The 11002-nt window shown below is 69.6% G+C and carries 13 protein-coding genes; 10 read left to right on the top strand and 3 right to left on the bottom strand.

Translation table 11 applies throughout. The features are described from left to right. Positions 1-59: 59 nt before the first annotated feature. The 3 genes from I5Q34_RS12230 (at position 60) to I5Q34_RS12240 (ending at position 3392) form a co-directional block, all read left to right on the top strand. Complete coding sequence (locus tag I5Q34_RS12230; RefSeq protein ID WP_199892222.1) at positions 60-1511, top strand: menaquinone biosynthesis decarboxylase; 1452 nt, start codon at positions 60-62, stop codon at positions 1509-1511. Between the two features lie 79 nt (positions 1512-1590). Then, positions 1591-2493 (top strand): menaquinone biosynthesis prenyltransferase MqnP, encoded by a 903-nt coding sequence (gene mqnP / locus I5Q34_RS12235; protein WP_199892223.1) that lies wholly within the window; start codon positions 1591-1593, stop codon positions 2491-2493. A 203-nt stretch (positions 2494-2696) separates the two neighbouring features. Continuing rightward, positions 2697-3392, top strand: coding sequence for a UbiX family flavin prenyltransferase (locus I5Q34_RS12240; protein ID WP_277965246.1), 696 nt, complete (start codon positions 2697-2699; stop codon positions 3390-3392). On the opposite strand, the gene I5Q34_RS12245 is transcribed toward I5Q34_RS12240, so the two are convergent. Beyond that, entirely contained in the window at positions 3389-3535 is a 147-nt protein-coding gene (locus I5Q34_RS12245) for a hypothetical protein (protein ID WP_199892224.1), read from the bottom strand. The two genes, I5Q34_RS12240 and I5Q34_RS12245, sit on opposite strands and share 4 nt — an antisense overlap. A gap of 121 nt (positions 3536-3656) precedes the next feature. Between I5Q34_RS12245 and I5Q34_RS12250 the strand changes: the two genes are divergently transcribed. From I5Q34_RS12250 to I5Q34_RS12275, 6 genes are all read left to right on the top strand, one after another. Then, the gene (locus I5Q34_RS12250) at positions 3657-4112 is read left to right on the top strand and encodes an Lrp/AsnC family transcriptional regulator (protein WP_199892225.1); all 456 of its coding nucleotides are present in this window, start codon (positions 3657-3659) and stop codon (positions 4110-4112) included. Positions 4113-4165: 53 nt separating this feature from the next. After that, complete coding sequence (gene mqnE / locus I5Q34_RS12255) at positions 4166-5329, top strand: aminofutalosine synthase MqnE (RefSeq protein ID WP_199892226.1); 1164 nt, start codon at positions 4166-4168, stop codon at positions 5327-5329. Positions 5330-5420: 91 nt separating this feature from the next. Continuing rightward, the gene (locus I5Q34_RS12260; RefSeq protein WP_199892227.1) at positions 5421-5939 is read left to right on the top strand and encodes a GNAT family N-acetyltransferase; all 519 of its coding nucleotides are present in this window, start codon (positions 5421-5423) and stop codon (positions 5937-5939) included. Positions 5940-6004: 65 nt separating this feature from the next. Continuing rightward, positions 6005-6286 (top strand): DUF4229 domain-containing protein, encoded by a 282-nt coding sequence (locus I5Q34_RS12265; protein ID WP_199892228.1) that lies wholly within the window; start codon positions 6005-6007, stop codon positions 6284-6286. 392 nt (positions 6287-6678) lie between these two features. Then, on the top strand, positions 6679-8025 hold the full coding sequence (locus I5Q34_RS12270) for a dicarboxylate/amino acid:cation symporter (RefSeq protein WP_199892229.1): 1347 nt from the start codon (positions 6679-6681) through the stop codon (positions 8023-8025). A gap of 94 nt (positions 8026-8119) precedes the next feature. Next, the gene (locus I5Q34_RS12275) at positions 8120-8800 is read left to right on the top strand and encodes a TetR/AcrR family transcriptional regulator (RefSeq protein WP_374193002.1); all 681 of its coding nucleotides are present in this window, start codon (positions 8120-8122) and stop codon (positions 8798-8800) included. A 266-nt stretch (positions 8801-9066) separates the two neighbouring features. Here I5Q34_RS12275 and I5Q34_RS12280 read toward each other — a convergent pair whose 3' ends face one another. Beyond that, positions 9067-9270, bottom strand: a complete 204-nt coding sequence (locus I5Q34_RS12280; protein ID WP_003984261.1) for a cold-shock protein — start codon at positions 9268-9270, stop codon at positions 9067-9069. A gap of 285 nt (positions 9271-9555) precedes the next feature. Between I5Q34_RS12280 and I5Q34_RS12285 the strand changes: the two genes are divergently transcribed. Next, positions 9556-10449 carry a menaquinone biosynthetic enzyme MqnA/MqnD family protein gene (locus I5Q34_RS12285; protein ID WP_199892230.1) on the top strand — a complete coding sequence of 298 codons (894 nt, stop codon included), beginning with the start codon at positions 9556-9558 and terminating at the stop codon, positions 10447-10449. A 69-nt stretch (positions 10450-10518) separates the two neighbouring features. Here the strand turns inward: I5Q34_RS12285 and I5Q34_RS12290 are convergent. Next, a partial coding sequence (locus I5Q34_RS12290; RefSeq protein ID WP_234428735.1) for an alpha/beta hydrolase-fold protein occupies positions 10519-11002 on the bottom strand: 484 nt, incomplete at its 5' end.

An 11002-nucleotide genomic window follows, 5' to 3' on the forward strand; every position in this document is an offset into this window, starting at 1 on the left:
CGGGCCGCGTCGCGGCCCCGTGACAAGGCCAGGGTAGTGCGTGCTCGATACTGGAACGCATGGCTTACGACGATCTCCGCTCGTTCCTCAGAGCACTCGAGCGCGACGGCGACCTCAAGCGCGTCAAGGCCGAAGTCGACCCCCACCTCGAAGTCGGGGAGATCACCGACCGGGTGAACAAGGCCGGCGGGCCCGCGCTGCTCTTCGAGGACGTCAAGGGGTCGGCGATGCCGCTGGCCATGAACGTCTTCGGGACCGACCGGCGGCTGCTCAAGGCACTGGGGCTGAAGTCCTACGAGGAGATCGGCGAGAAGATCGGCGGACTCCTCAAGCCGGAGCTGCCGCAGGGCTTCGTCGGCTTCCGGGAGGCCTTCGGCAAGCTGGGCGCGATGGCGCACGTCCCGCCGCGCAAGGTGAAGGACGCGCCCGTCCAGGAAGTGGTCCTCACCGGCGACGACGTGGACCTCGACGCGCTGCCCGCGCTCTTCACCTGGCCCGAGGACGGCGGCTCCTTCTTCAACCTCGGCCTCACGCACACCAAGCACCCCGAGACCGGCGTCCGCAACCTGGGTCTCTACCGGCTCCAGCGCCACGACAAGCGCACCATCGGGATGCACTGGCAGATCCACAAGGACAGCCGCAACCACTACCAGGTCGCCGCGAAGCGCGGGGAGCGGCTGCCGGTCGCCATCGCCTTCGGCTGCCCGCCGGCCGTCACCTACGCCTCCACCGCGCCGCTGCCCGGGGACATCGACGAGTACCTGCTCGCCGGGTTCATCCAGGGCAAGCGGGTCGACATGGTGGACTGCAAGACCGTTCCGCTCCAGGTCCCGGCCAGCGCCGAGGTGGTCCTGGAGGGCTGGCTGGAGCCCGGACGCATGCTCCCGGAGGGGCCGTTCGGCGACCACACCGGCTTCTACACGCCGCAGGAGGACTTCCCCGCGCTCACCATCGACTGCGTCACCATGCGGCGCCGCCCGCTGCTCCAGTCGATCGTGGTCGGCCGGCCGCCGACGGAGGACGGGCCGCTCGGCCGTGCGACGGAGCGTTTCTTCCTGCCGCTGCTGAAGATCGTCGTGCCGGACATCGTGGACTACCACCTGCCGGAGTCCGGCGGGTTCCACAACTGCGCGATCGTCTCGATCGACAAGAAGTACCCCAAGCACGCCCAGAAGGTGATGCACGCGATCTGGGGCGCGCACATGATGTCGCTGACCAAGCTGATCGTGATCGTGGACGCGGACTGCGACGTCCGCAACCTGCACGAGGTCTCCTGGCGCGCGCTCGGCAACGTGGACTACGCGCGGGACCTCACCGTCGTCGAGGGCCCGGTCGACCACCTCGACCATGCCTCGTACCAGCAGTTCTGGGGCGGCAAGGCGGGCATCGACGCGACGGCGAAGTGGACCGGGGAGGGCTATACACGGGACGGCGGATGGCCGGAAATGGTCGTCTCCGACCCGGAAGTCGCCGATCGGGTGACGAAGCGCTGGAAGGAGTACGGACTGTGAGGGGCCGCGACATGATGGCCGGTGGCAGCGCGGAGCCGGGGTTTCCCCGCCTCCGCGGGGGTGATCCGGAGTACGGGCTGTGAGCGCCTCCGCCGCGGCGGCACCGAGCCCGGGGCGCACCCGCGCGTTCCTCCGGCTCGTGATGATCGAGCACTCCGTCTTCGCGCTGCCCTTCGCCTACATCGCCTCCCTGACGGCGATGTTCCGGCAGGACGGGCGCGTCGACTGGTGGAAGCTCTTCCTGGTCACCGTCGCGATGGTGGGCCTGCGCACCTTCGCCATGGCCTGCAACCGCATCATCGACCGCGAGATCGACGCCCGTAACCCGCGCACGGCCGGCCGCGAGCTGGTCACCGGCGCGGTCTCGGTGCGCTCGGCCTGGACCGGCGCCCTGGTGGCGGTGGTCGTCTTCCTGGGCGCGGCGGGGCTGCTCAACCCGCTGTGCCTGGCGCTGGCGCCGATCGCGGTGATCCCGATGGTGGTCTATCCGTACGGCAAGCGCTTCACCGACTTCCCGCACGCGATCCTGGGCCTGGCCCAGGCGATGGGCCCGGTGGGCGCCTGGCTGGCGGTGACGGGGTCGTGGTCGAACGACGCGGTGGTCCTGGGCCTCGCGGTGGGCATCTGGATCGGCGGCTTCGACCTGATCTTCGGCTGCCAGGACGTGGCCGCCGACCGCGCGCACGGCGTGAAGTCGACCCCGGCCCGCTTCGGCATCCCGGCCGCGCTGTACGGCGCCCGGGTCTGCCATGTGATCACCACGGCGCTGCTGGTCTGGTACGGGCTGATGGTGCACGCCGGGGCGTTCTTCTGGGTGGGCATGACGGTGGTCGCCGTCGCGTTCGTGTACGAGCACACGATCGTGCGGCCGCACGACCTGTCGCGGTTGAACCGTGCGTTCTTCACGGTCAATGGCGTCATCGGCATCGCACTCTTCCTGTTCGCCCTGGCGGATCTCGTCAACCGCGGCTTGGGCTGGTGACCCTTTGGGCTGCCTCCCGCCCGTAGCGGCCGGAACACCGCTGCGGGCGGGAGGCCTCCGGCTCATCGGCCCCGCTCGTGCGGGGATCGCCGTTCACCGTGAAGAACGCCCGCTCCGGGCGGCCGACCCCGCGTCTGCGGGGCCGGGGCCCGTGGCCGCCCTTGTTCACGTCTCCATGGACCCCTCCGGTTAGGCTCGGCCCCGTGGAGCCGTACGAACACGCAACGCAACGAACGGAGCGCCGGCCGTGGGTGGTCGGCGTCTCCGGCGCGTCCGGGACGCCGTACGCGGCCGCCGTGGTGCGGGGGCTGCTGACCGCGGGCGAGGACGTGGATCTGGTGGTCAGCCGGGCCTCGCGGCTGACCCTGCTGGACGAGACGGGGCTGTCGTTCCGTGACACGCACTGGCGGGACGACCTGCGCGAGTGGCTGTCGCTGGGGGCCGACGGGAAGCCGCACACGTTCGAGGCGGACGTCTCACGGGTGCGGTACTGGCGGGCCGGGGACCTGGCGGCCGGGCCGTCGTCGGGCTCGTACCCGGTCAAGGGGATGCTGATCGTGCCGGCGAGCACGGCCTGTGTGGCCGGTGTGGCGCTGGGGCTGTCGAAGGATCTGCTGCAGCGGGCGGCGAGCGTGACGCTCAAGGAGCGGCGGCCGTTGGTGGTTGCGGTGCGGGAGACCCCGTTGAGCGGTCAGACGCTCAGGCAGCTGGTGGCGCTCGACGAGGCGGGCGCGGTCGTGCTGCCCGCCTCTCCGGCGTTCTACGCGGGGGCGACTCACATCCAGGATCTGGTGGACTTCGTCGCCGGGCGGGTGCTGGACGCGGCGGGGGTGCCGCACCGGTACTACCGCCGGTGGAAGGGGGAGCTCGGTTCGGGCCGCTCCCCGGAGGGGGGTTAACGCTTCTTCGCGCGGCGCGCGCGGGCCTCGGCGGCCTCGGCGCGGCGGACGGCGGCGGGCAGGTGGGCACGCGAGCGGTTGGCCAGGTCCTGCAGCTCACGCATGCGGGCGTAGGCCATCTCGATCGAGTACACGGGGTTCATCTCCTGAAGGATCGTTGGTGCCGTGAACGTTCGGTGAAAGATTTTCGGGGTCTCACGCCCCCGATGCCTTAGATTCTACATGCAAGACGGCAAGTTCGCTGATTATTGAAAGGTTCCAGCCATGGACGCGGTGGACAGGCAGCTCATCCAGGCCCTCCGGGAGAACGGCCGGGCCTCGTACGCGGAGCTCGGCAGGCTCGTCGGCCTGTCCGGCCCGAGCGTCACGGACCGGATCAACCGGCTGGAGGCCGCGGGGGTCATCACGGGCTACCGCGCGACCGTCGACGCCACCTCGCTGGGTCTCGGGGTCACCGCGCTGATCGGTCTCCAGCTCTCGGACTCCGCCGACCACGAGGACGTGGCGCGCCGGCTGCGCGACCTGGAGGAGATCGAGGACTGCTGGTTCATCGCGGGCGACGACTCGTACATGCTCAAGGTGCGCGTCGGCGACGTGGACGGGCTGGAGCGCACCATCCGCCGGCTGTCGGGGACCAAGGGGGTCAGCCGCACCCGCACCACGATCGTGCTCTCCACCAAGTGGGAGAACCGGGTGGGAGAGCTGCCCGAGGGCATCTGAGAACGGGGGAGTAGGCTCGACCGGGCCGGACTGGACGAGGAGAGGCGAGGCGGATGGACGCGGGGCTCAAGCGTGAGCTGGAGGAGAAGGTTCGCGCCGGTGAGCGGCTGACCCGCGAGGACGGCATCGCGCTCTACGGGTCCGACGACCTCGCCTGGCTCGGCGGCCTGGCCCACGAGGTGCGCACGCGCGAGAACGGCGACACCGTGCTGTTCAACGTCAACCGCCACCTCAACATGACCAATGTGTGCACCGCCTCGTGCGCCTACTGCTCGTTCCAGCGCAAGCCGGGCGAGAAGGACGCGTACACGATGCGCATCGAGGAGGCCGTCCGCCTGGCCAAGGCCATGGAGAACGACCACCTCACCGAGCTGCACATCGTCAACGGCCTGCACCCCACGCTCCCCTGGCGCTACTACCCGCGCTCGCTGAAGGCGCTCAAGGAGGCGCTGCCGCAGGTCTCCCTGAAGGCGTTCACCGCCACCGAGATCCACCACTTCGAGAAGATCTCCGGGATGCCCGCCTCCGAGATCCTCGACGAGCTGATCGACGCCGGTCTGGAGTCGCTGACCGGCGGCGGCGCGGAGATCTTCGACTGGGAGGTCCGGCAGCACATCGTCGACCACGAGACCCACTGGGAGGACTGGTCGCGCATCCACCGGCTCGCGCACGAGAAGGGCCTCAAGGGTCCGTGCACGATGCTCTACGGCCACATCGAGGAGCCGCGCCACCGGGTGGACCACGTGCTGCGGCTGCGCGAGCTCCAGGACGAGACCGGCGGCTTCCAGGTCTTCATCCCGCTGCGCTACCAGCACGACTTCGTGGACATGAAGGACGGCAAGATCCGCAACCGGCTCCAGGCGCGGACCTCCATGGCCACCGGCGCGGAGGCGCTGAAGACCTTCGCGGTCTCCCGGCTGCTGTTCGACAACGTCCCGCACGTCAAGGTCTTCTGGGTGATGCACGGCCTGCAGACCGCGCAGCTCGCGCTCCAGCACGGCGCCGACGACATGGACGGCTCGGTCGTCGAGTACAAGATCACGCACGACGCGGACAACTACGGCACGCCGAACAAGCTGACCCGCGACGACCTGCTGGAGCTGATCCGCGACGCCGGCTTCCGCCCGGCCGAGCGCAACACCCGCTACGAGGTCATCCGGGAGTACGACGGCCCGGACGCCGACCGCCGCGAGTCGCCGCAGCCGATGCGGGTCTGACCCGGATCCGTGGAGTGACCTGACAATCCCCGGTGCTTGCACCGGGGATCACTCTTGCCCGCTCCGGGCCGGTAATGCTTGCATCGGCTCCATGGCACTTACCTTCGTCCGCGACCCCCAGATCACCCCACGGCTCCGCGAGGAGTTCCTCCGGCTCTGGTTCGACGTCACACAGGCCGGCGGGGCGGTCGGCTTCGTGCCGCCGGTGACCGAGGAGGAGATCCGCCCGGCCGCGGTGGAGCAGCTGGACGCGGTGGCCGCCGGCCGGATTCGGATGCTCGCCGGGTACGAGGACGGGCGGCTGGCCGCCACCGCGTTCCTCCGGCCCAACGACGACTTCAAGATGGCCCACTGGTCCACGGTCGTCCTGGTCATGGTCGACCCCTCGCTCCAGGGCGGGGGCCGCGGCCGCCGGCTGGTCGGGGAGACCGTCGACATGGCCCGCGACGCCGGGCTGGAGGCGCTGCGCCTGGTGGTCCGCGGCGGCACGGGCACCGAGCGCTTCTACGAGGTCTCCGGCTTCAAGGAGGTCGGACGGGTGCCGGCCGGACTGAAGCTGCCCGGTGACGACTACCGCGACGAGATCCTGATGTGGCTCCCCCTGCCCTGATCCACTCCTCGTCGTGCTTGACTGGTAGGGACCGATTGGTTGCCGCCTACGAAGAAGGTCCGTCCGTGAGTAGCCAGAAGTACGCCTCGCTCCGCTACACCGCCATGCGATTCGTCCTGCTCATCGCCAGCTTCGCCGTGGTCTGGGTGCTCTGCTGGGCGGGTCTGATCCCCCTGGGCGTCGGCGACTCCAACCTCTTCTGGATGGTGCTGCTCGCGCTCGTCATCTCGGCGCCGCTGAGCTGGGTGCTGCTGCGCAAGCAGCGGGACGCCATGGCGGAGCAGGTCGCCGAGCGCGTCGACCGCACCAAGGCGCGGCTCACGACCAGCGCGGGCCAGGAGGACTGAGCGTCCGCCTCTTCACCGGGGGCGAATCGGACACCAGGGCGTTATTCGTCACATCGCGCCGGTGGTCGGGCAAGGAGCAGCCGCTCCTTGCCCGACCACCGGCGCTTTTTCGTGTCAGGAAGGTGCCGGAACCCAAAGAGACCCTTTGGGTTCCTCAAAGTTGCAGTGTTAACGTATCGACATGAAGACAGCAGCAGCGCACCGAATCCCCATGAGTCCCGCGCTCGTGGCGCGCCTGCACGTCGATCTTTGCCGCTGTCCGTCCGCGGCCTGTTGTCGCCGCTGACCAGCGCAACGCCGCCGACCTGCATCACGCGGCCGGAGATCCCGCACGTACGGACCTTCGGCGCCCCGCGCCCCCTTCTTGCCCCCGTCTGTCCCCGGAGTTTCCGTTGTCATCGACGCCCCCTGCCGCCACGGCCCCGTCCCCCGGGCTGCGTTCCGCCCTCGGCCGGATACCCAAGGTGCCCTTCTGGGCCCAGATCCTGCTCGGTCTCGTCCTCGGCGCCCTGCTCGGCTGGATCGCCCGCAACGGCGACATCGGCTGGCTGCAGACCACCCTGGACAAGATCGGCGACATCTTCGTCCAGCTGCTGATGGTCGTGATCGCCCCGCTCGTCTTCTTCGCGATCCTCGTCTCGATCACCAATCTGCGGAACGTCTCCAACGCCGCCCGGCTGGCGACCCGCACCCTGCTCTGGTTCATGATCACGTCGCTGATCGCGGTCGGCATCGGCCTGGCGATCGGCCTGCTCACCGACCCCGGGTCGGGCACCGGCCTCACCGCGGCCGACGGCGCCGACCCCAAGAAGAAGGGCTCCTGGCTCGACTTCATCACCGGGATCGTGCCCACCGACGTCATCACGCCGTTCACCCAGCTGAACGTGCTCCAGATCGTCTTCATGGCCGCCGTCGCCGGCGTCGCCGTCCTCCAGGTCGGCGCGAAGGCCAAGCCGCTGCTGGACCTCAGCGAGTCCGTGCTGACGCTGCTGCAGAAGGTGCTGTGGTGGGTCATCCGGCTCGCCCCGCTGGGCAGCCTCGGCCTGGTCGGCCACGCCATCCACAAGTACGGCTGGGACCTGATCGGCAAGTACGCCACGTTCACCGCCGACATCTACGTCGGCTGCGCCATCGTCCTCTTCGTCGTCTACCCGCTGCTGCTGGCCACCGTCGCCAAGGTCAACCCGCTGCAGTTCTTCAAGGGCGCCTGGCCCGCCATCCAGCTCGGCTTCGTCTCCCGCTCCTCGGTGGGCACGATGCCGCTGACCCAGAAGGTCACCGAGCGCCTGGGCGTGCCCAAGGAGTACACCGCGTTCGCCGTGCCCTTCGGCTCGACGACCAAGATGGACGGCTGCGCCTCCATCTACCCGGCCATCGCCTCGATCTTCGTGGCGCAGGTCTTCGACGTGCCGCTGGAGCTGCGGGACTACCTGCTCATCGCCTTCGTCTCGGTGATCGGCTCCGCCGCCACCGCGGGCCTGACCGGCGCCACCGTGATGCTCACCCTGACGCTGTCCACGCTGGGCCTGCCGATGGCGGGCGTGGGTCTGCTGCTGGCCATCGACCCGATCGTGGACATGGTCCGCACCGCCACCAACGTCGCCGGCCAGTCGGTCGTCCCGATCATCGTGGCCTCGCGGGAGAAGATCCTCGACCGCACCGCGTACGACACGGTCTCCGCCTCCGGTCTGGACCGGGACGAGCCCGCCCCGCAGCCGGCCGCGGTGACCACGGCGTAAACCTTCGCCAAGTGATCGTTACGGCCTGATGGCCACCCTTGACGTCCCTCCCCTCCGTGATATTACCTGCCGGTAACGTAGCGGGGGCGGAGGGATGTTTGTTGTGACCACTGCACATGTGACCACTGCACAGACGAAACCCAAGGCCAGACGGATGCCCCGGGAGGTGCGCGAGCGCCAGATGCTCGACGCGGCCGTGCGGGTCTTCGCCCGGCGCGGCTACAGCGCGGCGTCCATGGACGAGATCGCGGAGCTGGCCGGTGCGTCCAAGCCGCTCGTCTACCTCTATCTGAACTCGAAGGAGGGCCTCTTCACCACCTGCATACGGCGCGAGGCCGATGTGCTCCTCGCGGCCGTGCGGGCCGCCGCCCGGCCGGAGGACCCCGCCGAGCGCCGGCTCTGGAACAGCCTGCGCGCCTTCTTCGCCCACACCGCCGAGCACCCCGAGGGCTGGGCCGTGCTCAGCCGCCAGGCCCGCTGCCACGGGGAGGCCTTCGCCGGGGTCGTGGCGGAGGTGCGCGAGGGCGTGGTCGACGTCATCGTCCGGCTGATCGAGGAGGCCGCCGGGGCGGCGCCGGATGCCCCGCCGCTGAACGGACGGGAGGCGTCGGGTCTGGCGTACGCGCTGGTGGGCGCGGCCGAGTCGCTCGCGGACGCGGCGAACGGCCCTGCGGGTCAGATCGTCCCCTCGGCGCGGGAGGCGGCGGAGACGCTGATGAACGTGGCGTGGGTGGGCCTGGAGAACCTGGTGAGCGGCCGGCGCTGGCCGCGCTGAATCACGGGAGGAAGCGGAGGTCCCGGGATTTCCGGGACGGATCATTTCGAACGTATGTCGATAAAATCGATGTGCTGTACGAAATGCGTTAAGACGCTGTCAAGCAATGCGGCGTCGGGGAATGTGCCGGTTCGGCGGGGGAAAGGGAATGCTCCGGCCCGCCGTCGCATCCATGATCGGCGATGCTGCTGATCAAAGAGCAGGAGCCCCGTCCGGGGACGGGGCTCCTTGGGTACTGCCGTCGGTCGCGAGACGACCGGCTCCGGTCAGACGGGGGTGACGTTCTCCGCCTGCGGGCCCTTCGGGCCCTGGGTGACGTCGAAGTTCACCTGCTGGTTCTCCTCGAGGGAGCGGAAGCCGGAGGCGTTGATCGCGGAGTAGTGGACGAAGACGTCGGGGCCCCCGCCGTCCTGGGCGATGAAGCCAAAGCCCTTTTCAGCGTTGAACCACTTCACGGTTCCGGTAGCCATAAAGCCCTCCTATGGGCCAAAGGGTTGCCCTGCTCCAGAACCTGCGAGAAGTCTGAAAACTACAAAAGCCTGCGGGTTACATGCTCCGCAGGCTCTGTACTGCAAGGGAAACCAAACTGCAACTTGCGGTGAGCGTAGCACGGAGAGTTCTCGCGGCGAAAGAGTCGAAGATCACGCTCAAGGTGGGTTTTCGGCCCCGCAAAGCCGGAAAAGCTCGCTGGTCGGGCAGAAGTCGGCGCGACCCCCGGCCGGAGTGATCATCGGCGCCGGGGCTAGCCTCCGGATGTGGACAATTCAGTACCTGACGCCCCGACCCCAGCCGAAGCGCCGCGACGGGGGCACCGCAGCCGTCCGCGCGTCGGCCACATCCAGTTCCTCAACTGCCTGCCCCTGTACTGGGGGCTGGCCCGGACCGGGACGCTGCTCGACCTCGAACTGTCCAAGGACACCCCCGAGAAGCTCAGCGAGGCCCTCGTTCGGGGGGACCTCGACATCGCCCCGGTGACGCTGGTCGAGTACCTGCGCCACTCCGACGAGTTGGTCGCGCTCCCCGACATCGCCGTGGGCTGCGACGGACCTGTGATGTCCTGCGTGATCGTCTCCCAGGGGCCGCTGGAGAAGCTGGACGGGGCGCGCGTCGCCCTCGGTTCCACCTCGCGCACCTCCGTGCGCCTCGCCCAGCTGCTGCTCACCGAGAGGTTCGGGGTGCACCCCGAGTTCTTCACCTGCCCGCCCGACCTGGGGCAGATGATGCAGGAGGCGGACGCCGCCGTGCTCATCGGCGACGCCGCGCTGCGGGCCTCCCTGCACTACGCGCCCAAACTGGGCCTGCAGGTCCACGACCTGGGGCAGATGTGGAAGGAGTGGACGGGGCTGCCGTTCGTCTTCGCCGTGTGGGCCGTGCGGCGCGACTACCTCGCCCGTGAGCCGCGGACGGTCCGCGAGGTCCACGAGGCGTTCCTGGCCTCCCGGGACCTGTCCCTGGAGGAGGTCGGCAAGGTCGCCGAACAGGCCGCGCGCTGGGAGGCGTTCGACGCGGCGCTGCTGGAGCGGTACTTCACGACGCTCGACTTCCGCTTCGGGCCCCGGCAGCTGGAGGGCGTGGCGGAGTTCGCCCGGCGCACCGGGCCGACGACGGGCTACCCGGCCGACGTACGGGTGGACCTGCTGGCGCCGTGATCCGCAACGGGCGGAGCCCCGGCCCCCGTTGCGGGGGCCGGGGCTCCGGCGGGACGGCGGCGTGGCGGGTCAGGCGACCGGCCCCTGCATGTGCCGGCTGATCCACTGGATCAGGCCGCCGCTCTCCATGTTGGGCACGTAGGTGGCCGCGTTGTGCCGGCCGCCCTGGATGACGTGGTACTTCGTCTTCACCGGGCCCTTGTTGCCGTACTTCGCGACGAACGCGTCGATCGGCGGCTTGACCGGCTCGGTGGAGCCGACCTGGAGGCCCAGGTACACCTCGGGGCCGCCCTTGGCGGTCAGCCGCTGGGCGAGCATCTTGGAGTTGTTGTCCGCCCGCTCCTTCTCGTGGCCCTTCCACAGCAGGGAGTCGGGGACGATGTCCGGGCCGGAGGCGATCACGGCCTTGAACTTGTCCGGTTTCTGCAGCACGGACTTCAGGCCGGCCGAGGCGCCGGTGGAGGAGCCGAAGAAGGCCCAGCCGTCGCGCGACTTGACCGTGCGGAAGTTCTCCTTGATCAGCTGCGGGACGTCCTCGGTGAGCCAGGTGCCC

The organism is Streptomyces sp. AV19 (assembly GCF_015999245.1).
In the GTDB taxonomy this organism is placed as follows: domain Bacteria; phylum Actinomycetota; class Actinomycetes; order Streptomycetales; family Streptomycetaceae; genus Streptomyces.